At 37.9% G+C, this 24287-nt stretch carries 20 protein-coding genes; 5 read left to right on the top strand and 15 right to left on the bottom strand.

Going from position 1 to position 24287, the window contains the following annotated elements; all coding sequences use genetic code 11:
• Nucleotides 1–2: 2 nt before the first annotated feature.
• From cas1e to tig, 14 genes are all read right to left on the bottom strand, one after another.
• Nucleotides 3–941 carry a type I-E CRISPR-associated endonuclease Cas1e gene (gene cas1e, locus AWM71_RS06250; protein WP_144428638.1) on the bottom strand — a complete coding sequence of 313 codons (939 nt, stop codon included), beginning with the start codon at nucleotides 939–941 and terminating at the stop codon, nucleotides 3–5.
• Nucleotides 941–1579, bottom strand: a complete 639-nt coding sequence (gene cas6e / locus AWM71_RS06245) for a type I-E CRISPR-associated protein Cas6/Cse3/CasE (RefSeq protein WP_060777151.1) — start codon at nucleotides 1577–1579, stop codon at nucleotides 941–943. The genes cas1e and cas6e overlap by 1 nt, the downstream gene beginning before the upstream one ends.
• A 20-nt stretch (nucleotides 1580–1599) precedes the next feature.
• Nucleotides 1600–2325 (bottom strand): type I-E CRISPR-associated protein Cas5/CasD, encoded by a 726-nt coding sequence (gene cas5e, locus AWM71_RS06240; RefSeq protein ID WP_060777150.1) that lies wholly within the window; start codon nucleotides 2323–2325, stop codon nucleotides 1600–1602.
• 15 nt (nucleotides 2326–2340) lie between these two features.
• Nucleotides 2341–3456, bottom strand: a complete 1116-nt coding sequence (cas7e, locus tag AWM71_RS06235; RefSeq protein ID WP_060777149.1) for a type I-E CRISPR-associated protein Cas7/Cse4/CasC — start codon at nucleotides 3454–3456, stop codon at nucleotides 2341–2343.
• On the bottom strand, nucleotides 3446–4039 hold the full coding sequence (casB, locus tag AWM71_RS06230) for a type I-E CRISPR-associated protein Cse2/CasB (RefSeq protein ID WP_060777148.1): 594 nt from the start codon (nucleotides 4037–4039) through the stop codon (nucleotides 3446–3448). The genes cas7e and casB overlap by 11 nt, the downstream gene beginning before the upstream one ends.
• 8 nt (nucleotides 4040–4047) lie before the next feature.
• Nucleotides 4048–5778 (bottom strand): type I-E CRISPR-associated protein Cse1/CasA, encoded by a 1731-nt coding sequence (locus tag AWM71_RS06225; protein WP_062121880.1) that lies wholly within the window; start codon nucleotides 5776–5778, stop codon nucleotides 4048–4050.
• 5 nt (nucleotides 5779–5783) lie between these two features.
• Nucleotides 5784–8549, bottom strand: coding sequence for a CRISPR-associated helicase/endonuclease Cas3 (locus AWM71_RS06220; RefSeq protein WP_060777146.1), 2766 nt, complete (start codon nucleotides 8547–8549; stop codon nucleotides 5784–5786).
• A 500-nt stretch (nucleotides 8550–9049) separates the two neighbouring features.
• Nucleotides 9050–9283: a hypothetical protein gene (locus tag AWM71_RS06215; RefSeq protein ID WP_060777145.1), complete on the bottom strand. Its 234-nt coding sequence runs from the start codon at nucleotides 9281–9283 to the stop codon at nucleotides 9050–9052.
• Between the two features lie 9 nt (nucleotides 9284–9292).
• Entirely contained in the window at nucleotides 9293–10663 is a 1371-nt protein-coding gene (locus tag AWM71_RS06210) for an aspartate kinase (protein ID WP_060777144.1), read from the bottom strand.
• Nucleotides 10664–10811: 148 nt separating this feature from the next.
• Nucleotides 10812–11945: an RNA polymerase sigma factor RpoD gene (gene rpoD, locus AWM71_RS06205; RefSeq protein WP_231723649.1), complete on the bottom strand. Its 1134-nt coding sequence runs from the start codon at nucleotides 11943–11945 to the stop codon at nucleotides 10812–10814.
• Nucleotides 11946–11995: 50 nt separating this feature from the next.
• Nucleotides 11996–13858, bottom strand: a complete 1863-nt coding sequence (dnaG, locus tag AWM71_RS06200) for a DNA primase (protein WP_060777142.1) — start codon at nucleotides 13856–13858, stop codon at nucleotides 11996–11998.
• Between the two features lie 93 nt (nucleotides 13859–13951).
• The gene (yihA, locus tag AWM71_RS06195) at nucleotides 13952–14560 is read right to left on the bottom strand and encodes a ribosome biogenesis GTP-binding protein YihA/YsxC (RefSeq protein ID WP_060777141.1); all 609 of its coding nucleotides are present in this window, start codon (nucleotides 14558–14560) and stop codon (nucleotides 13952–13954) included.
• A gap of 88 nt (nucleotides 14561–14648) precedes the next feature.
• Nucleotides 14649–15920, bottom strand: coding sequence for an ATP-dependent Clp protease ATP-binding subunit ClpX (clpX, locus tag AWM71_RS06190; RefSeq protein WP_060777140.1), 1272 nt, complete (start codon nucleotides 15918–15920; stop codon nucleotides 14649–14651).
• Nucleotides 15921–16019: 99 nt separating this feature from the next.
• A complete protein-coding gene (gene tig / locus AWM71_RS06185; protein WP_060777139.1) occupies nucleotides 16020–17300 on the bottom strand; it encodes a trigger factor in 1281 nt (426 codons plus the stop codon).
• 287 nt (nucleotides 17301–17587) lie between these two features.
• Between tig and recU the strand changes: the two genes are divergently transcribed.
• The 3 genes from recU (at nucleotide 17588) to AWM71_RS06170 (ending at nucleotide 21764) form a co-directional block, all read left to right on the top strand.
• Nucleotides 17588–18211 carry a Holliday junction resolvase RecU gene (gene recU / locus AWM71_RS06180; protein ID WP_060777138.1) on the top strand — a complete coding sequence of 208 codons (624 nt, stop codon included), beginning with the start codon at nucleotides 17588–17590 and terminating at the stop codon, nucleotides 18209–18211.
• A gap of 19 nt (nucleotides 18212–18230) precedes the next feature.
• Nucleotides 18231–20636, top strand: coding sequence for a transglycosylase domain-containing protein (locus AWM71_RS06175; protein ID WP_060777137.1), 2406 nt, complete (start codon nucleotides 18231–18233; stop codon nucleotides 20634–20636).
• Between the two features lie 153 nt (nucleotides 20637–20789).
• Entirely contained in the window at nucleotides 20790–21764 is a 975-nt protein-coding gene (locus tag AWM71_RS06170) for an alpha/beta fold hydrolase (protein ID WP_060777136.1), read from the top strand.
• A gap of 62 nt (nucleotides 21765–21826) precedes the next feature.
• On the opposite strand, the gene AWM71_RS06165 is transcribed toward AWM71_RS06170, so the two are convergent.
• Nucleotides 21827–22504 carry a uracil-DNA glycosylase gene (locus AWM71_RS06165; protein WP_060777135.1) on the bottom strand — a complete coding sequence of 226 codons (678 nt, stop codon included), beginning with the start codon at nucleotides 22502–22504 and terminating at the stop codon, nucleotides 21827–21829.
• A gap of 100 nt (nucleotides 22505–22604) precedes the next feature.
• Between AWM71_RS06165 and AWM71_RS06160 the strand changes: the two genes are divergently transcribed.
• Entirely contained in the window at nucleotides 22605–23501 is an 897-nt protein-coding gene (locus tag AWM71_RS06160; protein ID WP_060777134.1) for a Cof-type HAD-IIB family hydrolase, read from the top strand.
• The gene (locus AWM71_RS06155) at nucleotides 23501–24052 is read left to right on the top strand and encodes a low molecular weight protein-tyrosine-phosphatase (protein ID WP_060777133.1); all 552 of its coding nucleotides are present in this window, start codon (nucleotides 23501–23503) and stop codon (nucleotides 24050–24052) included. The genes AWM71_RS06160 and AWM71_RS06155 overlap by 1 nt, the downstream gene beginning before the upstream one ends.
• Nucleotides 24053–24287: the final 235 nt, after the last annotated feature.

Below are 24287 nucleotides of genomic sequence, written 5' to 3'. Positions count from 1 at the left end.
TATTAATCCATCCGTTCATAGTTCACTCCATGCTTAATTAAGCCATCCTTGTCATCCCACAAGTGAAGAACATCTCCTTCAATTATTTCATCAGTTATTCCCATCAAATATTGTAAATCTTGCACAATTCTTTTTAACAATTTCCCATCGACCAAAGCATCTCTCATTTTTAAACGCGTAATTTTTCCAATATCATCATCTTCATTACACTCTGCTGCAACCTGAAAAGCCAAAGGAATCGTTAATTCAGCCTTATATAAATCAGCAATATCATATACAAAAGATTTATCATGGCCCGTATGAACAAAACCTAACCCTGCTGACATTCCAAGAGCGGCGATAACACTATGAACCACTCCATACAAAGAAACATTTGCTGCCGATAAAGCCTGATCAATGACAGATCCTTCTAAAAAATCTTCAATATCGTAATGCCGGCCATTCCATTCCACATGATGTCGTTTGCTTTGCTTTCGATAAATTTTTCTAACACGGGCACCTTCTCGTCCACGTAATTGTTGCATTGTTAATTTTGAAACATCTTCATCGCCAAATCGCATCTGATACATCTTACGAGCAACCATCACGCGCGTTTTAGTATTTGAAACTAATTTCGCCTGGGCCTCTAACAAACGAGTCGTATGAGCTAGCGGACGACCTTGAGCATAGAATCTAACACCTCTCTCTCCTACCCATACAATCGTTGTCCCTGTATCTCCAATTAATTCAATCGCTCGATGACTAATATCTGTTCCAGGTCCTAATAATAAAACCCCGATCATTGAACAAGGAATACAGATTAACCCTTGCTGATCTCTAACGGCAATTGCACTATCTTGGCGATTAATCTTAGCATGTTCCAAATAAATAAAACTCACCCGATCAGAAATCCGAGGCAATTCATTAAGTTCGGTTTTCTTAGCTCCTGCTTTATCCATTATTAAACTCCCGGAATAACTGTCATCATTCCAAAACCATAAGCTTTTTTTCTTCCCATACCTTTAATTAAAGTATTTCGAAAGACTTCAACATCTGAAATCGTCAACTTGCCTTCATAACTTGCCTTTTTAAGTCTAACTGCCCTTTGATGAGATTTTTTTAACACTTCAAACCCAGTTTCCACTAACATGACATCATTAGCTTCAACAGAAAAGCCGTTACTATGAGTCCTCTTCATGAAAAAATTCAATTGATCTGCTTCACTTAAAAGTGGCAATAATCGCCCGCGTTTACTTGAAGGAGTTTCTAATTTGGCAACAACTGGATTAAGTACTACTCTAAACCTCATCACTTGACCATTTCTTAAAGAGTCTAAAAAGCGATCATAATTTTTACTAGCAGCACTTCCTTCTACTCCATAGCGTTCAAGGCCCTTCAAATCAGGAATAGAAGAGCTAACAATTAATAAATAGTCTTTGCCATCTAAGCGATCAACCCGCCATAATTTACGTGTCCTGATTTCTTGTTTCAATTCATCAGGAAAGCTTTGCTCAACCCAATTATGATAAGCTCCTAAATGCGTTAAATCTTTTATTTTTTGTCGATTATTCCGATCAATCTCTACACGGGATAGATACATAATCATCACCCCTTCCCTATTTATAACCAACTAAAAACATCATGTGTCGAGGAAACTTTCGGAACATAGGTAGGTTTTACTTCTAAATTTATTTTAACTTCTACTCTTTGCTTAAATTTACGATCATTCACATCAAAAGATTCGACATAATCATTTCTGATAGAACCTACCTCTCCATCACTGACTACACCTTTATCAAAATAAGCGTCAAGACGAATCTTTGACTTTGATTTCATCACTTTCTTCTGGTACCAAACAGCCGCTTGCCAAGGAAGTTGTTTGAAAACTTCTATCATATCCCCCTCTTCAATAGCCAATAAAAAATCAGCATTAAGCGGAGCAGATCTTCTTCCCAAAAAAGGTTGAAAATAAGGATGATTGAAAGCATAGTAAATCTGTTCCATCATTTGATCATCTGGATGACTAATTCCTACTACAAAAACAGCATCCTGTAAATAATACCGATTGGTTACATAAGCACTCTCAACGGTTCCATTATTTTTTAATTTCTTGACTGTTTGAAAATCTCTAAGTAGCATTCCCGCTTGATCGACTCGCACAGCAAAATTCAAAGCGTTCAAAGCTTGAATCTGTTCTGTTTGATATCTACGATAACCTAAACATGCTGAAATAAGACCTATTACGGACGATTTAGAAGGATAGAAATCTGTTTTTCGATTATCAAAATGCGAATCTGTTCCATAAGATTGCAGAGGAACCGCGAACTTTAATAAAATAGTTTTCATCAACCTCACCTGCCCTTAGTCGTGAGCAAGCCGTTCATTCAATTGAAGTCCTAGCTCATCTAATAGAGATTGAAGATTTACTTCTTCTTGACCAAAAGTATTCACTTGATCCATTTCTTCCATTGCCACAAAAGCTGTGAAATCTGCTTTTTCTGTAAATTTAGCTATCTTTTGTCCCTCGTCAAATAATTTTTGACATGAAGATTTGGCATACCCATTATGCCCATCAGTGCGCACTGGCTGTTCAAAAGCAGTCACCAAATTAACGGGACGGTCATGGCGCAAACTAACTAAAACCAATTGAGGCAAGGTAGCATTAGCAAAGGTATTCATCTTACCTGTTGGCATAGAAAGAACAAAAGCTTTGATAAATAACTTCACGGCTTCAATGGTGGCTGATTGATCATCTAACTGCTTGACAAATTCATGTAAGGCAATGTTAGCATACCGATACAAAGTGGACGAATTATATTCAATCGTACCTAACATTTTAGCTTCGGCTTTCTCTTCTGGTGATAAATCATCAATGGCTGTAAAATAGTCAAACTCTGTTTGAACGGCATGTGTAGAAATAGCATGCGCAACTTGACAGGAAGCATCTTCATTCAAAGAGGCATCATCAGCAACCATTCGCCCAAATAAAGCAATATCAATCGCTGGATTATCCGTCAAAATATCTTGCAAAACTTTTTTATCATTAACACCATCTAGAGCCGACTTAGCGAGAGCCTGAGCCTGCTTTGATCCTAAAAACGTCAAGGCTTTAGCTCTTTTGACGGCTGTTTCTTTATCTGTTTTCTTAGGCAATTCTGTTTTTATTCCAGCTTTATTAAGAACATCATCTGCCATATTCAGAGCTTCTTCCTTGGTTAAATGATTATTCAAACTTAAAATAGATTGAGCAACATATTCGACGATATCGAGTGTACGAACCCCCACATTTTCTTTGGAGCCATTCTCATTAAAGTACCTTCTCATCGCATGTTTCCAGCTTTGAGAACTTACCCGTGCCCTTCTCACGCCACCATATAGAGCGGTTTTAGGACTTCCCGTATCATCACGGTTAATGTTCGAAGGCGGTACTACTTGAATAGCGTGAATATCTAAAAATAAACGTTGATTATTGTTCATGATTTTCTTCTCCTTTGTAGCGATAATATTCCTGACCCCAGCGTAATCTAACATTTTCAGCATACCCTAATTGAAAATAAAAGATATCTTCAGCTAATTTAGCATAATCAATTTTTGTAGTTTTAGCTTTGCTCTTTAATAAAGTAATCATTTGCCTTAAATGATAAATAAATTCTTCAATTGTCGTTGACGTTATAAGAACATTAAACCTTCGATCAACCGCTGTATTGTCTTCATTATTCCTTAAAGCACTCAAAGAACACCCTAAATTTTCATAGGCATGGCTGGCTTTAAAATTAACGCTTCCACTTTTTCCTTGTTGATGTAAAGCATAGAATTGTAATGCCGTAATGATCGCCAATTCTTCCTTTGTCGCTTGGCCATCTTTACTCAAAAAAGTTTCTGGGAATTCACTAAATAAGAGTGGCCATATTTCGACACTCTCACCAATAGATTTCCCCACTGAATGTCTTAATTTAGCTAACATAGCTTTTCCATGACTTGTCTCTAGACTTTGTTCTAATTTAAATAGAACTTTTTGAGTAACACTATAAACCGTTGCCTTGTTATTCTTCTCGTCCATGTATTCACCTACTTTCCTAAGTTTTGTTTTAGCCAATAATTAAACTTATTATAAGCTATAAAAACATTTAAAACTTTATCTCCCTTCTTATTTTTATTATCTTTCGGTTTAATTCCTAAACAATCACGATAAGTAGCATTTTCAACAAATCGTTTTACCTGATCATTCAAAAGTTTTTGCAAACTGTCAAACCAAATTTTTGCCTTTTCTTCTCTACTGTCCTTCTCCGGATCAATCTCCCTGATCCAAACTTTGAATGAACGATCAACCAAAAAGTAGATCTGTTCTAATTCTTGATCTATCCAAGCATTTGAATTTTGGCCTCGAATAGTTTTAATATCCAAAAGAAAGTTTCGATAAGTCCCCGTAATGATTCTATTCGTTTTCTCAACACAATTAGTAATATAAACAGACCAACCTTCATTATCAGTTAATAACTGCTCATTTAAAACTAATTGATCACAAATTTCATCAACAGGATTTCGAGAGCATGGATTATTATCATATTTCATACTAGTTGCCTGTAAAATAATCTTAGCTTTATCGATATCCTCTTGAATTTCGCACATCCAAGCAATAATTCCTGGGCAAGGATGATAATTAGAATTCGGTTCATCTAACTTTTGATAACTCCCAGTTAGTATTCCAAAAGATCGCCACAAAGCTTGATCAGGTAAATGTTTTCTAGGAGTGCTATAACCTTTATTCGGATCTTTTTTATTTTTTCTCCATAACGTCATCAATTCTAAAAAATTATCTTGATGCTCAATTTCAGGAAGTTTAACCACTTCAAACATGAAATCTTGGCTTAAATCGATTAACGGATCCATATAAATTGCTCGACTCCAGTTGGTATATAGGTCCGCCAAATCCGTAACGACTTTTCCCCTCTCTCCCTTACTATTAAACTCTAAATATTTGTCAATTAAACTCTGAGAATCTACTTCCCAGCATGGATGGGCTGAATTTCCTTGATACTTCTTATTGGGATGTTTCAGGGCACAATTGAGCCATAAAGTTTCAAATAAATTATGCCCTTTAAGATAGATGCCGCCTAAATCAAAAAGCCAACCCTTCGATACTTTTTTATACTTTTCTTTTCCAAAACTAGCTTTATCTGCTACACCTGTGTAACCTTGATAGGTAAGCAACCATCGAGCGACTTCAGCTTCTGTCAATTTCGCTTTATAGTTTGTTGTCTTGGGTGAGAATAAGGATAACTTATTTTCACTCTCAGAAACTAACCGATTAATATTCTTACCCGAAATACTAGTGGCTGATTTATTGTTAAGCTTCTCTTCGCTTATCACATCCTTCGTTACTTGATAGAAGGGATACTTATCATCGAACAAATAGAAACGATCATGCCAATGACTTAAATAGTCTAAAATTGTCGTCGGAAATCGCCCAGATTGCCAAATTATTTGCCATGTTTCATATAAATTATCTAAATAATCATCCTTGTCATCCTCATCAAGATCAGAAATGACTTGCTGATCGTTATTTACTTCTAATTCTTCGTATACCCGACCGCTCTCATCTACTCGCGAAAAATGAGTCTGCAAAATAGCTAATAGCATCCTTAAAATTGCAAAATCTTGAGGTCTGCTATCACCTGCTAAATCCACATACTCTTCCGCGTGACTAAAAAGATCATTTAAGGAAACTAAACGGCTACTTCCACGCCCATCAACAGTAACTGCTATCCAAGGTTCATCAATTAAATTAAAGCGACTCACGGCCCTCACATCCTTTCCCACATTAAACCTAAATTCCAATCATACGTCAGTTTATAATTTCCTAATTGATAATGATTCTCTTCATCAAAAACAAGAGCTAGACTACTCTTTAACCAGACCTGATCTTTCCAATTTGTTAAATATTGACACCTATATTCTTCTAATTCTTTAATTATAGTATCAGCCAACCTTCCTTTCGCAAAAAAGCTCGGTAAATTTAAAGTTTGTTGGGCAATAATTTTAGCCACTTGATTATTATCAATTTGATTGGACAAATCTTCACTACTACCAAATAAACCATAACCTGTTCCTATTTTTTTTAGTGCAATGACTTCAATAGTTGGCAAAGAATCTCTGACTTGCGCACAGGCTTTAATTTCTCTTTGAAACTCGGTCCCTTCTTCTTGAGAAGAATCTTCATTCTTGATTAAACCAATCAAAGTATTGCTTAGATCTCGTTTGCATTGATAAATTGGCTTATTTAGCAAATACTGCTGAGCTTTAGAATCTTTATCTTTTATCTCTTTATCATATTTCTGCTTTAAGCTCCGCAATAAATCATTTTTCTGTTCGTTTTCAGATAAACCAGAATAAACTTTCTGAATCAGGGGCGAAATATCTTGAGGTAATTGCAATTGATCAGGCAAAGCGAGTTGTGTCTTAGCCAAAAGATAATCTCCATATACCTTTTCTGAGCTATCAGAAAATTTAAATTCTGAATCTATCCCAACCACATACAAAACAGCTTGTTGATATGCTTTGGGATACTCAATGTCATGACGATGTAATCGACCCACCCGTTGCAATAAACTATCCATAGGAGCTAAGTCACTTATCAGAACATCAAAATTTATATCCAAGGATTGTTCAATGACTTGCGTGCCGATAATCAATTTATGCTTAGGACGCTTAGCTTTTTTGCCAATCAACTGAAGTAACTGATCTTCTTTTTTTATTCGTTGACTTGCAATAAAACGCGAATGGAAAACTTCAACCTTATCCTCTCCTAATTTTTCCTGAAAAATTTCACCTAATTCTTGAGCACGTTTTACAGTATTTACAATTAAACCAACCACCCCTTCATTTTTTATCAACTGAATAACTATTTCAATGAAATCTTCTTCTGCAATTTTTTTAACGATAACTTTTTTTGACTCCTTTAATTCAAAGTTACTAAATTGCTTCGCACAGAGGCCGTCACTATAAGTAATTAAGGGATAGACATCTTTTTGAGGTAAATCCATCGTTATCTTTTGTTTACTAGCTCCTTTTTTTCCATTCAGATAACTTTTTATAAATGCTTCGCGCCGTGAACTTTGCAAAGTCGCCGATAGCAAAATTACTGGGACATCATACGCGCCCATCCACCTCAAAGCTCTCTTAAGATACACTGACATATAAGCATCACATGCGTGAATCTCATCGAGAATTAAAACCTTTTTACTCAAACCAAGGTGTCTGAGGGCAAGGTGTTTTTGTTTTAAACTGGCTAGTAAAAATTGATCAATTGTTCCAACAACAAAATCATCCAAAATCGCCTTCTTGCGCCCTTCAAACCATTCATTGACAGTAACTTTGGCACCTTCTTCATAGACAAGTGCTTCCTGTTTCAAGTGATCAAAATCCTTATTCAAACTCGCCTTTCCATGCAGTAAACGCAAACCTAAAGTATACTCACTGTCTTTCACAATACTTTCCAACCAAGATTCAATACGAGGAAAAATCCCATTAGAAGTAGCTTGCGTTGGTAATCCAAAGAAAATACCACCAACCCCCTTCTTAGCCGCTAATAACTCACTCGCTAAAAGAGCTGCCTCCGTCTTGCCAATTCCCATTGGCGCTTCTAAAATAAAAATTCCAGGATCTAAACTCGTATTCACCAATTCTGCTAGCTTACTCTGAATCATGTTTGGACTATCAAAGTGAAACCGCTTCCAAAATAAGTTGCTTGATTCTATCAAACTTGGACACCATGGCTGAGTTTTATACCACTTTTGAAATCCATTTATAATCCTTTTTCCCTCGTCTAAAACTTCCTCCTGATCTACTGATAACAAAGGAAAATAATCTTCATTACTAGCAATCCAATCAGCCATAATCACTAAGCCAGACATCAGGACTTGTCCGGGTTGAGTGAGAGTCGGCAAAGTTTTTAATGATTCAAATTCTGTTTCTTTAAGTACCCACTGAATGACTTCTTCACGCGCTTGAGTCCATTTCTGATAAAGAGGACTATTTTCATCCTCAGTTTGAAAATAATTGGCAACATAGTGCTTTTGAGCCGCAACTTCATTAGCAACCTCAGCTGGTCTACCATGGTGAGCACCTATAATGGACGCTAATCCTTCATCTATCCCATTCTTCTCATAACTTTGTAATAGATACTGACCAGCGAGTGCATGAGGGGTCTTTCCTCGAAACTGTAATTTCAACTCACTAATCCCACTAAAGCCCACAGCTTCTAACTTATCTAACAACAAATTCTTTAAATCAGCAGAAGAATTATAGCCTTCTTGAATAAGGAAAGCAGGCAACAATTTTCCCAGATCATGAATACCCGCTAAAAATAAATACAAACGTTTAATCTGATCTTCGTCATCTGCTTGACTGTTTTTTAGCAAATAATCCTTTTGCCCTGAGCTAAGCCAGTGTTCCCAAATTAAGCCAGCAATTCCTCTGGTATCACGTAAATGATCATAAAGCGACAGCCATTTAAATTGTCCTGAAGAATCGATCCTTTTCTTAGCCCAAGCAGCTTTTACAGCTTCCATTTCTTTTCCTCCAGTTTTTATAACTCACTGACATTAAAATAGAACTAGCTTCATATTCTAATTTTGCATTTATGACAATCGAATTATTGAACATTGATAACTTCAGCTATTATATAATATTTATTTAATCATAAAACTGCCAAAAAAATAATCCTGTTGATTGCACATTTTAGAGTGCTTCATATTGTAACTGTATTTTACTTTAAAAGCTTATTTTTTTAAAGTAATCCATAGATAATCATTGATAAAATATGTCATAAAAAAGAAAAAGAGGAGCAAAAACTCCTCTTTTTCCCTAGACTAGGGTTACCTTATGTTCACATCATGCCGTAACCAAGTACCTACTTCCTGTAGTGGTTCCATTAACCGTGTACTCTCTATAAAACACCGCATGGACTTACCTTATGCCATGCTATGTCGCCTCATCGCATAGAGCTAGTATAGCACACTTTATGAATGAGCTACAAGTCCTTCGCAAACTTTTCTACAGGTCTTTTTCTTTAATTCTTTTTAGTTTTTTTATGCATATTCTTGGAAGGCTTAGCTGGCGTTTTCTCCTTTTTCTCTTTTTTCGACGGAGAGTGCTCTTGGGTTGATTTTTTACCATTGTCCTCTACAACCGGTTGTGTCACAGGAGCTTTGGACTCTTCAGCAGCGGACTGCTTATGTTGGCCACAAGCCGCTAAAGTAAATAAGACTAAAGGAAACAATAAACTTAATTTTTTGTAAGACATAAGATTCTCCTATCTAGGATCTTCTTGAAAAAAAGCATTATAAACCGCACGCACAGCGTACTCTTCTTGATCTTCTTTAATGCCAAACATTAACGAATTTTCACTAGATCCTTGGTTAATCATTTCTAAGTTAATGGAAGCTTTACTTAATGCAGAAGCAATTTTAGCTGTAATCCCAACTTGAGACTTCATACTTTCTCCTACTACCATCAGTAGGCAAAGGTTATCACACTTTACCACTTGATCTGCCGCCGTTTGATGCTTGATCTCTGACAGGAGGTGTTCAATCTCATTTCCCGAAAGTTGATCTTCCTTAAAGATAACATCAATATCATCAATCCCAGAAACCACATGTTCAATAGACAAGTTGAAGCTCTCAAACACAGATAAAACACGCCGAACAAAACCCACTTCTCTATTCATCATATATTTTGAAATATAAATAGAAGCGAATCCTTTCTGACTGGCAATCCCTGTAATCGCAAAGGGATCGCTTCCTTCAGGCCGTTCTTCGCAAATAACGGTTCCCGGCGCTGATGGGTTATTGGTATTCTTTACGACAACAGGAATTCCCTCCGCAAAGGCTGGATAGAGCGCTTCATCATGTAAGACACTAAATCCTGCATAAGAAAGTTCACGCATTTCACGATAAGTGAGATGACTAATTCCCACCGGATTTTGAACAATTTTAGGATTAGCAACAAAAATATTATCCACATCTGTAAAATTTTCATACATGGCAGCCTCTACACCGTTGGCTACAATCGCTCCCGTAATATCACTGCCACCCCTTGAAAACGTCACCAGTCTTCCTTTTCTAGTATACCCGAAAAAGCCTGGAAAAACGAGAATCTCTTCATAATTTCTCAAAGCATATAAATTTAAGTAAGATTCTGCTAAAACTTTAGCTTGACCAGGTTCATCACTTAAAATCAAGCCGGCTTCCTTTGGATTAATGTAACGCGCTTTTAGTCCTGCCTTCCGAAAATAAGCAGCGATCAATTTCGCATTATTGTCTTCCCCACTCGCCTTCACCGCATCAATAAAGTAACCCGGTACAGATTTATCCATATCTAAAAGTTCACTTAACGAACGGGTAATTTCTTCAATAATGGGTTCTTCTATAGATAATTCTTCTGCTATCGAAGCATACCGTTCAATAATTTCTTTGAAGGTTTGCAAGGTATCCGCAGAGCCATTCAAACATTGCGATGCTAACTCTATCAGAAGGTCCGTGACCTTTGTATCCGAATCAAACCTTTTTCCAGGGGCTGAAACAACAGCAATACGCCGTGTCGGGTCACTTGCCATAATATTTTTCACTTTTTCGAGTTGCCTTGCATTGGCTAAGGAACTCCCACCGAATTTTACTACTTTCATCTTTCAACCTCATTTTTTTAGTCGTTGATTCACCTTATCATTTTTTTAGAACCTTTGCAATAACCTTCTTCATAAAATAAGAGTGCCTTTGTTTACAAAAAAGCCACCTCTTTAAAAGAGGTGACTTTTGGGAGTGTCTAACTCATAATTAATCTTCCAAGAAGTCTTTGAGTTGTTTGAGACGACTTGGATGACGTAACTTCCGCAAAGCTTTGGCTTCAATTTGACGGATACGTTCTCGAGTAACCCCAAATTGTTGACCGACTTGTTCCAAGGTTTTGGTTTGGCCATCTTCTAGACCGAAACGTAAACGGAGAACATTTTCTTCACGGTCTGTCAAAGTATCTAGAACTTCATTTAATTGTTCTTTGAGTAATTCTTGATTGGTATATTCGTCTGGACGCATGGCTTCGCTATCTTCAATAAAATCTCCTAAGTGAGAATCATCTTCTTCCCCAATAGGAGTCTCTAGAGAAACAGGTTCTTGAGAAATCTTCATGATGTTTCTTACCTTTTCAGTTGGAAGATCCATCTCTGCTCCAATTTCTTCTGGTGTAGGTTCTCGTCCTAAATCTTGAAGTAATTGCCGTTGAATACGAACCAACTTATTGATCGTTTCAACCATATGCACAGGGATACGAATGGTCCGCGCTTGATCCGCAATAGAACGTGTAATTGCTTGGCGAATCCACCAAGTGGCGTAAGTTGAAAACTTAAAGCCTTTCTTATAATCGAATTTTTCAACAGCTTTCATCAAACCCATATTCCCTTCTTGGATTAAATCTAAGAAAGACATGCCACGTCCGACATAGCGTTTAGCAATAGAAACCACTAAGCGAAGGTTCGCTTCTGCTAATTCTTGCTTAGCAATCGGATCCCCTTCTTCAATTCTCTTAGCCAATTCTACTTCCTGTTCTGCCGTCAAAAGATCAACGCGCCCAATTTCCTTCAAGTACATCCGCACTGGGTCATTGGTTTTAGCGCGTGAGGAAGCTAAGGAACGACTTTCTGTTTCTTCTTCGTCTTCTTCATAGCTGTCTTCTTCATAATCGTCTGAACGATCGGTAGATGATTTTTCTTGCTGATCCAAAAACAGAGTTTCTGTTTCTTTTTGTAATTGGCGGTCGGTTGGATCTCCGTCTTTATCTACGACAGCTATCCCCGAATCTTCAAATTTTTCAATCAGTTGATCAATTTGCTTATCGTCTAAAGCATAAGGTTGAGCAATCTTATCACTCAGTTCTGTATATAAAATGGAGCCAAGGATCCGTTTTTCATTCATTAATTTTTGGGTGGCTTGCTTTAAGGTAAGTTTACTTGTACTCAAATGAATCATCTCCCATTTTTATTTTTCATTTTTAGTTGACGTAAAAGGTTCACACGTTCTTGGTTTAAATGATTAATTCTAGCTAAATCGTTGACTACTTTTGCTTCTTCAATAGCTTGATTTAAATGCTCGATCTGGCGATGGTAATAAGATTTCGTATCAATTTGATAAATCAAATCATTCATTTCTTGTTCACTGCAATCTTCTGGAAGATGAAGCGATTGAATATCTACAATGAGTCGTCTCTCTTCGTCTCCTTGTAGACTTTGATAAAAGTTACCACTGTCTATCACTTCTCCTACATTTTCCCGATAAATTTTCAATAATTGATAACAAGTTTCCATGAGTGGCGTTTGAAAATGAAAGTCTTCTTGTCTGGATTGTAACAAAAACCAGCTCTGAGGACAATTCAAGAGTCGATGTAATAACTGCATTTCAAACCTTTCCAAGGGAGAATAAGTTTTTATATTTGGAAAATCCGCCTGCTTCAATTCTCTCTTGGGCGAAGCAAAGACCGCCTGCTTAGTGGCTTTTTTGTGAATGAGAGCCAGCTGATTTTTTAAGGTTTCCTTGGAGACACCGGTATCTTCACTGACTTCCTGCAAAGAAATATCTTGCTCAATCGCTGAATTTAAACGACTAATTTCAGGAAGAAGGGCTTGAATATATTTCAATTTTCCTTCATCCAATGTCAATGAAAACTTTTGCCGATAAAAATAACGATAGAAACGAATCGGCGTCAAAGAATCTTCAGATACAAATTCTTGAAAACGCTGAGATCCATACTTTTTAATAAATTCATCGGGATCCAACCCTGAAGGAAAAATCAAAACTTTGAGGCTTTGACTTGGACTGATGGATTGAATATTATGAATCGCCCGAAGTGTTGCCTTTTGACCTGGAGCATCTCCATCATAAGCAATAGTCATTTGTTTTGTATACCGATAAAGAAGTTGAATCTGATCATCTGTCAAACTCGTTCCTAAAGAGGCGACGCCATACTTTACTCCCGCTTCCGCAGCGTGAATAACATCCATAAATCCTTCAAAAAGAATCAGCTGTTTCTGTCGTCTGACCTCTTCCTTGGCAAAATTCAAGTTGAAAAGAAAATGTCCTTTCTTAAATATAGAAGTTTCTGGACTATTTAAATATTTGGCAACGGAGAGTTCATCACTTTCTTCCGATTTCTTCGGTAAAATTCGACCAGAAAATCCTACAACATCTCCGAATACATTCATCAATGGAAAAACAATCCGTCCAGCAAAACGGTCTCGTCTTTTTTGAGGAGGTCCTACAAAAACCCCACTGCCTTCAATACTTTCTTCTGAAAAGCCCTTATTCAATAAATGCTGATAAGACATAGCGTTATCCACAGGAGACCATCCGATTTGATAATTTTCAAGCGTTTCTAAACTTAATCCGCGCTCTTTCAAATAATTCAATCCCGCTTCTCCAGCCTTGGTATTCATCAACAAGTAATGATACAAATCTTTCAGAGCTTCGTGAACTTTAAGAAGTTCTTTGTCTTTTTCATTATAATGACTCTTATTCGATTCATGAATCGTTGAAAAGTCAAAATCCACAGTAACATGACCTCTTCGACTTACTTCTTCGACTGCTCTGGGGAAGCTGAAGCCTTCTAATTCCATTAGAAAATTGAATACATTTCCTCCTCGACCGCACGAGAAACATTTATAGAATTGCTTATTCGCTTCAACGGTGAAGGAAGGTGTCCGCTCATCATGAAAGGGACATTTACCAAAATAATTTTTCCCACGTTTCTGCAAGTCAACATATTGACTAATAATATCAATAATATTCACTTCATGACGAATACGATCCACCACTTCATTAGGAATATAAGGCATTTCCCTTCCTCCCTTAATAAGTATAAGATGTCAGAGTAAATTATAGTCAACAAAAAAGGGGATTGCAACCTCTAGCCTTCAATTATCATGGATTTATTCCTCATGATCAAAGTCGCCTGCCAAAACGCCTTCTATGATATCCAAAGCTTCTTCTCTACCTTCTTTGGTGAGAGAAGAATAAGGTAAAATTTGATCAACGGTCACTAAGTCTAAACTAGATTTAATTCTTTGCAAGTGTTTGTTCCATTGATTTCTTTTCACCTTATCTGCTTTCGTTGCAATAATAAAGAAAGGCACACCGCTTTCCTCTAAAAATTTTTTCATAGCTCGATCATCTTTTGTCGGCTCATGCCGAAAATCAATTAACAAGAGCACTAATTCTAAGTTTTCTCGTTCATAAAAGTAATCCTGTAATTGCGTTTGCCATTGGGCTCTTGCCTGTTTAGAGACCCTGGCATAACCATAGCCTGGTACATCCACTAAATAAACTTGCTTATCCCATACATAATAATTTAATTGCTGGGTCTTCCCCGGTTTAGAGGAAGTGCGCGCCATTTTCTTGTGGTGGGTCATGGTATTAATAAAACTCGATTTTCCGACATTAGATCTTCCTGCTAAAGCAATTTCTTTGAAGATCGGATCTGGATACTGGTCCTTACGTGCAGCGGACAATAAGAATTCAATGTTCTGCGCTTGTAGCATGCTTCTCTCCTTCTAGAGAATTCTCTCATTCCTTAGTAAAAGTGAAAAGAAGGCACTGTGAAACAGAACCTCCTCAAAGACGCGTCTTCTAAGCAATTTTTTCACCATCATGACCGATTAATTGCGGCTTCTTCGCCTTTTCAATAACTTCTTTGGTAATAATGACTTTAGCGACATCTTCTCGACTAGGCAATTCATACATAACATCTAACATAGCTTCTTCAATAATAGATCTTAAACCTCTCGCCCCTGTCTTTCTCGCAATAGCTTTGTCCGCTATTGCTACTAAAGAAGGTCTCGTAAATTCTAAATTAACATTATCCATAGCTAAAAGTTGTTGATATTGTTTCACTAAGGCATTCTTAGGTTCACTCAAAATTCGAACTAAGTCGTCCCGTTTCAAAGCGTCTAAAGATGAAATAATCGGCAAGCGGCCAATAAATTCTGGAATCAACCCAAATTTTTGTAAGTCATCTGGAATCACTTGCATCAAAAGCTGATGCTTAGCTTCTGGGGAATCATCTTGTGCCTTAAAGCCGATGACTTTATGCCCCGTCCGTTCCTTGATAATGGTCTCAATGCCATCAAAAGCTCCTCCAACAATAAAGAGAATATTCGTGGTATCCACTTGAATACATTCTTGTTGCGGATGCTTGCGACCACCTTGAGGGGGAACATTTGCAATGGTACCTTCCAAAATTTTCAAGAGAGCCTGTTGTACGCCCTCTCCACTGACATCTCGCGTAATAGAAACATTTTCTGCTTTTGTCGCAATTTTATCAATTTCGTCGATATAGATAATTCCTCTTTGCGCCTTTTCAATATCAAAGTCAGCGGCTTGTAAAAGTTTCAGCAGAATATTTTCAACATCTTCTCCTACATATCCAGCCTCTGTTAAGCTGGTAGCATCTGCAATAGCAAAAGGTACTTGTAAAATGCGAGCCAAAGTTTGCGCTAAATAAGTTTTACCAGAACCTGTAGGTCCTACTAAAAGAATATTACTCTTTTGAAGTTCTACAAGATCTTCTGTTTCTTCTGTTTCTTCTGTTTCTTTTGTTTTTAAATTATTGTTGATTCTTTTATAGTGATTATACACAGCAACAGCTAATGATTTCTTCGCTTCGTCTTGTCCAACCACATATGCATCTAAGATTTTACAAATTTCAGTTGGTTTAGGGGGATCAACAATTGCTTCTGAATCTTCTGCCGAATCTTTGGAATTTTGAATAATTTCATCACAAAGTTTCACACATTCATCACAAATGTACACGTCAGGTCCCGCAATAATCTTAGAAACTTGGTCTTGGACTTTTCCACAAAAAGAACAATGAACATTGGCTTCATTTTCATCATTGAACATTAGTCAATTCCTCCTTTTCGTATCCTAAGTATTGTGACAAAAAAAGAGTAGGAAGTCAATTATTCAGGACTCCTACTCCTTCTAGTAAGAAGTGATTTACTATTTTTCTACAGCTGAAGAGGTAATCAATTCCATAGCTTTTTTGAGTTCAATATCATGTTTAAGCATGTCAGTCGTTACCACTTTACGAACAGCCTCTTCTTCCATCTTGTAAGTTTCGGCTAAATTCTTAATTTCATTTTCAACATCTTCGTCATTCGCTTGGATGTTTTCTGCTTCAATAATAGCTTCTAGCATTAAGTTAGTCTTCACGCGAGTTTCAGCGTCTTCAGCGAATTGCTTCCGCAATTGCTCTTCATTTGAATTAGTTAATTGGAAGAATAATTCTGGTGTAATTCCTTGACGTTTCATTTCGTTTAAGTAGTGGTCAACTTGACGATCTACTTCTTCTTCAACCATAGCTTTTGGAACAGCAGTGAAGCTCGCATTTTCTACCGCTTTGCGGATAGCTTCTTCTTCAACAGCTTCATCAGCAGCTGTTGCTTTCTGTTCTTCTAATTCTTTTTTGTATTTAGCTTTTAATTCATCTAAGCTATTGACTTCTTCGTCCACATCTTTAGCAAATTCGTCATTTAATTCTGGAACAGATTTGCTCTTTACTTCATGAACTTTTACCTTGAAGGTAGCTTCTTGACCAGCTAATTCTTCTGCATGATATTCACTTGGGAATGTAACTTGGATTTCTTTTTCGTCGCCTTCTTTAACGCCGACTAATTGTTCTTCGAAACCTGGGATAAAGGAATGAGAACCTAATTCTAGGGAATGATTTTCTCCTTTTCCACCTTCAAAAGCTTTGCCGTCTTTGAATCCTTCATAATCAATAACGACGGTATTGCCTTCTTCAGCTTCTCCTTCTTTTAAGGTGAGTTCTGCTAAGCTGGCTTGTGCTTGTTTTAATCGAGCGGCGATATCTTCTTCAGAGACTTCACGTTCTTGTTTAGCAACTTCAAGTCCTTTATATTCCCCTAAAGTAACAGATGGTTTAGTAGCTACGATAGCTTTTAATTTCCATTCACCAGTAGGTTGGATGTCTTCAATATCGAAAGTTGGACGACCAACGAGATCTAATCCAGATTCTTCAGCGGCAGCAGCATAGGCTCCTGGTAAGACAAGGTTTAAAGCGTCTTGATAAAGGGATTCTACACCCACCATTTTACAGAACACTGAGTAGCTCACTTTTCCCTTACGGAACCCTGGAAGAGAAACTTTTCCTTTAATTTTTTGGTAAGCTTGTTTTAAAGCAGCTTGTGCTTCTTTTTCGGCAACAGTAAAGTATAAAACACCTTCATTAGTTGCTGTTTCTTCGAATTTTACTGACATGCTGTCATTCCCCTAACTATAGTAAATTTATTGTTCATAAAAATTAATCCTGAAGATTAATCTACACGTTTTGTTATATTACACTAAATTCCTAAATTTGTCCAATAATCTTCACTTTTTTACAGTCCTTCTTAAGAATTATTCACCTCGAATCTCTTCTTTTCAATAGACCCTCTCTCCTTTCCTTTTTTTGTTTTAGAAAGCATTAAATCTCCTTAATAATTAAAGGATATATTCTATTCATTGCCATTTTTTGTTATACTTATAATGTTACAAGGAGGGATTGTATGCACTATCCTAATGGGAAAAAATATACTGCGCACACCAGTAGTTCTCTTCCCTTAAAAGTCAATCAACCGGTCAGTACTTTTGCTAATCGCGGCATGAATCTAGAGAAATTATTAAATCTCTCTAATCAATGGTACTTAGATCATCACATGGCAGTTGTTTATAAAAAACCAACGCCTATCCAAGTCGTTAAAGTCGATTATCCTAAACGAAGTCAAGCCAAAATCACAGAAGCTTACTACCGTCAAGCTTCAACCACTGATTATAATGGTGTCTACAAAAGTTACTACATCGATTTTGAGGCCAAACAAGCGAATCTAAAAACAAGATTCTCCTTGAACAATTTTCATCCCCATCAAATCCGTCATATGGGAAGATGTCAAGAGCAAGGTGGCATTACATTTGCTATCTTACACTTCACTCCTTTGGGAGAAACTTATCTCTATCCCTATGACTCTCTCAAAGAGGATTGGTCAGCCTTTGAAAATCACCAAGTAGCTTCTATTCCTTTAAAGAAGATTCAAAAGGAAGGCTATTTGATTCCTTCTTGTGGGTTTCCAGCTTTAGATTACTTATCGGCTCTCGACCAATATCTCCAATCTTTTAACCATAATTCTAAATAATATAAGGAAGTGAAATGAATTGTCTCAACAATTACCACCGACTAGACGAACTAGACATCATCATCAAAAGGAAAGCTTTGTCTCTTCTTTAAAAGAGAAATTCAACCAAACCGCTCATTTTAGTCTCAAGAAGAAAATCATGACTGCTATCTTAGGCGTTTTGGGTTGCCTTATCGGATTTCTTCTTATTTTAAGTCTCTTTTGGATTTTTACTTCTCCATCCTTGACTGAGGCAGATCTCCAAGGTTCTACAGCCTCAATCGTCTTCGATAGTAAAGGCAAAGAGGTCTATACTACTAACCATGCCGACCGTATCTTAGTCGGCGAAGATGAAATTTCTAATCAAATTTTTGATGCAGTGACTTCTATTGAAGACCGCCGCTTTCTCAAGCATCACGGGATTGACCCCATTCGAATCGGGAGCTCTTTCCTCGCTAACTTACGTGCTGGGGGAATTTCTCAAGGAGGATCTACCCTCACCCAACAACTTGTCAAACTCTCTGTCTTTTCTACAAAAAATGCAGACAGAACTTACAAGAGAAAGGTTCAAGAAATGTGGCTCTCTCTTCAGCTCGAAGGTGACTACACCAAGAAAGAAATTTTCGAGTACTATATCAACAAAGTTTATATGGCAAATAGCATCTATGGGATAGGGACAGCTTCTAAAATCTACTATGGCAAGCCTTTAAAAGACTTATCCTTAGATCAGACTGCCCTTTTAGCCGGCATGCCACAAGCGCCAAACGACTATGACCCTTACACGCATCCCGAACAAGCTAAAAATCGGCGAGACACCGTTCTCTACGCTATGCTCGATAACAAAAAAATTTCAAAAAGTGACTACGAAAAAGCGATTCAAGAACCGATTAATCACGGATTACTTCCTCTAGCCAAAGAAGATAAAGGAGCCACTCAACAAAAACTGATGTTAGATGCCTACATGCAACAAGTGGCTCAAGATGTCAAAGATGCAGGATATGATCTCTATTCAGATGGCTTAAAAGTCTATACTCACTTAGATATGGATGCTCAACAATATCTTCATAAAACAGCTGAAGATCCTTCTCATGCCCTCTTTTCAAACGACAAAATTCAAACAGCCGTTACAGTGCTTGACACTTCAAACAGTCATATCTTAGCTATGTTTGGAGGTCGTCACTTAGACAGCCAATTAGGTTATAATCGCGCTACGCAATTGAATCGTTCTGTGGGTTCTTCTATTAAACCACTCGCTGATTATGCTCCTGCCTTTGAATACCTAGACTATTCACCTGGTCAAACAGAAGACGATAAGCCATTTAAATATTCCGATGGCTCGGAAGTCTTCAACTGGGACCGCCAATATAAGGGAACAATTACGCTAAGAGATGCCTTGAAGAATTCAAGAAACATTCCAGCGATCAAAGTCTTCAAAGCCGTCAGTGCAGCTAAATCTGACGAATTTTTGAAGAAATTAGGCATCATCCTTAATGACGGCAAGGGTGTCTATGAATCCAATGCCATCGGTGGAGAAATTACCCCTCTACAACTCAACGCCGCCTATGCTTCCTTCGGGAACAGCGGACGTTACACTCAACCGAAAGCCGTAAATTATTTTACAACGATTAATGGAGATAAAATTACGGTCAAAGGCAAATCCACTCAAGCTATGCGAGAATCAACAGCTTATATGATTACCTCTATCTTAAAAGATACCTTTAAATCTGGCCTCTCTTCTTGGATTCATAACGGTAGTCTTAACGAAGCCGGTAAAACAGGGACCACCAACTATAGTGAACAGCAAATGCGACAATTGAGAATTCCAAGCGGTGCTGTTCCTGATCACTGGGCATCTGGTTATACCAAAAACCATTCTGTGGTTGTTTGGACCGGACATGATGAACCTTTCCAACCCAATGGTTACCTCAATCAATCTCAACAACAAATCGCTGATAACCTCTATCGGCGCATCATGGACTACATGGAAAAACGGAAACCAAGTACCGATTGGGAAATGCCTTCCACTGTTCATAAAGTCCCTCTTGTTTTCAATTCTCATCCTCTCCGAGCTGCTACTACCAGCACCCCATCCAGCTCTCGAATAACGGATTTAATTAATGAAAATCTTTATAAGAAAATTGTAGAAGGCAAGAGCGATCTAGCGGATATCAATGATTCTGGATTCTCTTATTCCGAAGACACCTCCTTCAACAATAAAGAACACCGAGGATCCGTAGACGATATTGAAAAAGGTGATTCGGAAAAAAGCCAAGGACCAAGTTCCAAACCTAAGCGAAGAAATCCACAGGAAAATGCTTCAGACAACGACCCAACCTCTCCAAGCCCAGGAACTTCAGGAGGAAGAACTCCTAGTCGAACAGCTCCTCCATCCCCTAGCCCAGGGACTACTGGAGGAGGTCAAGCAACGGCCCAACCCGCAGCCTAAGTTTCTCAATAACTCTCACCAAACAGTGACTCTATAAAATCGCATGAAACCCTCTCCATAAGAAGTTTGTTTCATGCGATTTTTACATCATTCGTTTTCCTTATTTTTTCATCACTATTTATCACATCTCTTATAAAAAAAAGGAGGCCCCTTATGTATCAACATAACGATGATCTCATTTCTAACTCTCCCACACACTATCCTATTGACTACTATATCTTTCCAAGTGGCCAAGCTCCCAAGGCTATTCTTCACTACGTTCACGGAATGTCTGAACACGCCCTTCGTTATAAGCCTATGGGAGAATGGTTTGCAAAAAAGGGCATTGTTTTTGTCTGCCATGACCAGGTTGGACACGGACCCGCCGCACGAAGTCGAGGAGAACTGGGTTACTTTGGAAATATCGATAGTCAAACAGTGATGGTCGATGATCTCCACCAAGTGATTCAAAAAGTTAAAAGGCGCTATCCCCACCTTCCCTACATTATTCTGGGACATTCGATGGGTTCCTATGTCACTCGCCTTTTCCTCAAAAAATATAGCACTGAAATCGATGGCGTTATTCTTTCTGGGACAAGTGCTCATGAATACTGGATATCATTTGGTCGACTCGCTCAGCCCATTCTTGACCCCCTCGATCCTAAAGCCACGAATTACTTCCTCCACCGCGCTTTATTTGGCGGATTAGGCGTCAAACAGATCAAACAAAGAAATGAATATCAGGAAAGAATCTACCGTTACTGGTATCCTCATCCTGACGAAAACATCACCCCTCCCTTAGACGGCTTTGCCTTCACCAACGATGGCTTTTCCCATCTCATCCGTCTCGCTTATGCGGCTACTAGCAAAAGTTGGTCAAGAGGGATTCGCAAAAATCTTCCCTTTTTCGTGATGCACGGTGCCCTCGATCCCATGATTAGTCCCTTCACCTTTCAACGCAATCTCTATGAAGATTTTAAATCTGCCAATTTTCAAAATGTGCGCTTCGAATTATATCAAGAACGTGGGCACGAATTATTCCTCTATGACCACGAAGAAGTTGTCTATCAAGATATTCTAACTTGGATCTCCAACCTCTCCTATGTCCTGGAAAAGAATCTGCCTTATCCCTTTACCTTCTTCCATTAATTCCTAACAAAAAAGCTAAACGATCTCCTTTCAAGGATTTCGCTTAGCTTTTTTAGTTAGGACTATTTTTCGGAGAGTTGCCATTGAATGGGCGTTTGACCACTGGCTATTAAGATTTGGTTGGTTTTAGAGAATGGCTTCGATCCAAAAAATCCCCGATAGGCTGATAAAGGACTAGGATGAGGAGAAGTTAAGACGGCATGTTTCGATTCATCAATGAGTCGACGCTTTTGTCTAGCAGCACCTCCCCATAAAATAAACACAACGCGATGATCTTGCTTATTCAATTCTTGAATCGCAAAATCTGTCAATTCTTCCCAACCTCTCCCCCTATGCGAATAAGCTTGACCTTTCCGAACAGTTAAAACAGAGTTCAACAAAAGGACTCCCTGTTCTGCCCATTCTGTCAGATCCCCATGCGAGACTGGATGAAAGCCTACATCATCCGCTAATTCTTTGTAAATATTCACTAATGAAGGAGGAATAGCCACTCCCTTTTGAACAGAGAAACTAAGTCCATGCGCTTGATGGGGCTCATGGTAAGGATCTTGTCCTAAAATAACTACTTTTACTTTTTCGAACGGCGTTAAGCGAAAAGCTTCATAAATATGCCACATATCTGGATAAATCGTCCACTGCGCATATTCTTGCTTTAAGAAGTTATGTAAATTTTTGTATGTCTCACTTTGAAAAACCGGTTCTAAGTGTTCTTGCCAAGAATTTTCAATAAATATCGACATAGGAATCACCCTTTCTAATCGTTTAAGTCTAGTTAATCGGTGGGGAGTTTGATACAATAGATAAAGTTAGAAAACTTTTTAATGAACAGAAGGAGTAAGTATGTTAGAACTCATTGTTTCCGATATGGATGGTACCTTATTAAATGGTCAATTGCAAGTCCATCCTGATAATATTGAAGCTATTATGCACACCTATTCTTTAGGCATTCCTTTTATCGTGGCAACTGGAAGAAATTTCAAAGAAGCCCAAGTCGTCCTCGATAAAGCCGGCATCCGCTGTCCGATTATTGGTTTAAATGGAGCCATCCTATTTGATCGTGATGGCAAAGTTCAATATGAAATCGCCCTTAACGATTCTACTGCTCGCTCTATTATTCAATATGGTCAAAATAACGGCTATTACATGGAAGCCATGACTGCTAAAAACGTTTACTCCAATTCTAAGCAGTACCGTCTCAGTTACATTGCAGATGTCATTCAACAACACTCTCCAGACCTCTCGCGAGAAGAAATTGAAAAACGGGCCGCTCAAGCGGCTGTCGTTACCTCTGTTGAGTATCTTGATGATTTAACAGATTTGATTGATCAACAAGGTCAACATATCTTAAAGATCGTCTTCATTCACGAAGGAGGAAACCAAGTTCTCTCACCCTTAGCTGAAGAACTCAATAATACCTATTGGGATATTGCCACGACTTCCTCTTTTTACTCTAATCTAGAAGTTTCAGCCACTCGTGCCAACAAAGGAGAAGCCGTTGCCTCCTACTGTCACGCTCACGGTTACCACCCTGAAAATATCATGACGATCGGAGATAATCTGAATGATATCCAAATGATTCGCTTAGCTGGTTACAGCTTTGCTATGGGCAATGCTGAAGAAGAAGTCAAACAAGCTGCCAAATATCAAACAGCCAGCAATAATGAAGGCGGTGTAGCTAAAGCTATTCAAAAGGCCCTCAAACTCACTCACAGTGAAAGTCTCTGGCAGTTCTTCTAATGAAAAAAGCAGCCCTTTCCCGGACCTACCAAGCCCTTCTCCATAAGTTCTTGTTCTGGTCCCATCCCAACCACATTCACGTTCTTTTTATCTGTTTAGCGAATATTTGTCGTTCTCCTATGGCAGAAGCTTTATTAAGAGAAAAGGTGAAATCCGCTCATCTTTCTCAATTTATCACAGTGGATTCTGCCTCTATTGAGAATTGGCGTAACGGCGCCCACCCAGATATTCGGGTGGAACATCTCCTCAAATCAAAAGGCATCTCTACGCAAAGAATGACTAGCCGTCTCCTTTTAAAAGAAGATGGACAGCGCTTTGATTATATCCTCTGCATGGATCAAAACATCTATCAAGCGACCTTAGAGCGTTTAGGTGAGGAAAATCTTTCACATGTTTATCCCTTTAGTCAATTTCTTCCGGATCATCAAGATATCTTAGATCCTACGGTTACCAAAGATTTTCAAACGACTTATTCCCTTATTGATCAAGGAACAACCACCTTACTCGAACATCTTAAAGATGAGTTAAAAAGAAACAATACTCATACATAATAGTTCGAAATCTTATTACTTTGTCTCCAAAAATTATTTTTTCATCGTTGTTAAAAGCAGCTGACTTTATCATCATAACATTTTTAATTTTCTTTCACATCAAATTGTTTTTCCATAAATATACTTGTACAATTTCATTAAGAATATATCTTTTAAATAGTTTAAAAAAACGTCTATATTTTAGCAATAAAGTATAGACGTTTCTTTTCGCTAATAATGTGGTGAAGTTCTCTAT

This window comes from Aerococcus christensenii (genome assembly GCF_001543105.1).
Lineage (GTDB): Bacteria > Bacillota > Bacilli > Lactobacillales > Aerococcaceae > Aerococcus > Aerococcus christensenii.
The sequence above is the reverse complement of the archived record's forward strand: the minus strand, read 5'-3'. Positions and strand labels throughout refer to the sequence as shown.

Excerpts from the sequence above, each read along its gene's own strand:
- yihA (WP_060777141.1), bottom strand. The coding sequence starts at position 14,560 with ATGCTACAAGCGCAGAACATTGAATTCTTATTGTCCGCTGCACGTAAG.
- AWM71_RS06215 (WP_060777145.1), bottom strand. The coding sequence starts at position 9,283 with ATGTCTTACAAAAAATTAAGTTTATTGTTTCCTTTAGTCTTATTTACT.
- AWM71_RS06220 (WP_060777146.1), bottom strand. The coding sequence starts at position 8,549 with ATGGAAGCTGTAAAAGCTGCTTGGGCTAAGAAAAGGATCGATTCTTCA.
- tig (WP_060777139.1), bottom strand. The coding sequence starts at position 17,300 with ATGTCAGTAAAATTCGAAGAAACAGCAACTAATGAAGGTGTTTTATAC.
- clpX (WP_060777140.1), bottom strand. The coding sequence starts at position 15,920 with ATGTTCAATGATGAAAATGAAGCCAATGTTCATTGTTCTTTTTGTGGA.
- rpoD (WP_231723649.1), bottom strand. The coding sequence starts at position 11,945 with ATGAATGAAAAACGGATCCTTGGCTCCATTTTATATACAGAACTGAGT.
- AWM71_RS06155 (WP_060777133.1), top strand. The coding sequence starts at position 23,501 with ATGAAAAAAGCAGCCCTTTCCCGGACCTACCAAGCCCTTCTCCATAAG.
- AWM71_RS06210 (WP_060777144.1), bottom strand. The coding sequence starts at position 10,663 with ATGAAAGTAGTAAAATTCGGTGGGAGTTCCTTAGCCAATGCAAGGCAA.
- cas5e (WP_060777150.1), bottom strand. The coding sequence starts at position 2,325 with ATGAAAACTATTTTATTAAAGTTCGCGGTTCCTCTGCAATCTTATGGA.
- recU (WP_060777138.1), top strand. The coding sequence starts at position 17,588 with ATGCACTATCCTAATGGGAAAAAATATACTGCGCACACCAGTAGTTCT.
- cas6e (WP_060777151.1), bottom strand. The coding sequence starts at position 1,579 with ATGTATCTATCCCGTGTAGAGATTGATCGGAATAATCGACAAAAAATA.
- AWM71_RS06165 (WP_060777135.1), bottom strand. The coding sequence starts at position 22,504 with ATGTCGATATTTATTGAAAATTCTTGGCAAGAACACTTAGAACCGGTT.
- cas7e (WP_060777149.1), bottom strand. The coding sequence starts at position 3,456 with ATGAACAATAATCAACGTTTATTTTTAGATATTCACGCTATTCAAGTA.
- casB (WP_060777148.1), bottom strand. The coding sequence starts at position 4,039 with ATGGACGAGAAGAATAACAAGGCAACGGTTTATAGTGTTACTCAAAAA.
- AWM71_RS06170 (WP_060777136.1), top strand. The coding sequence starts at position 20,790 with ATGTATCAACATAACGATGATCTCATTTCTAACTCTCCCACACACTAT.
- dnaG (WP_060777142.1), bottom strand. The coding sequence starts at position 13,858 with ATGCCTTATATTCCTAATGAAGTGGTGGATCGTATTCGTCATGAAGTG.
- AWM71_RS06160 (WP_060777134.1), top strand. The coding sequence starts at position 22,605 with ATGTTAGAACTCATTGTTTCCGATATGGATGGTACCTTATTAAATGGT.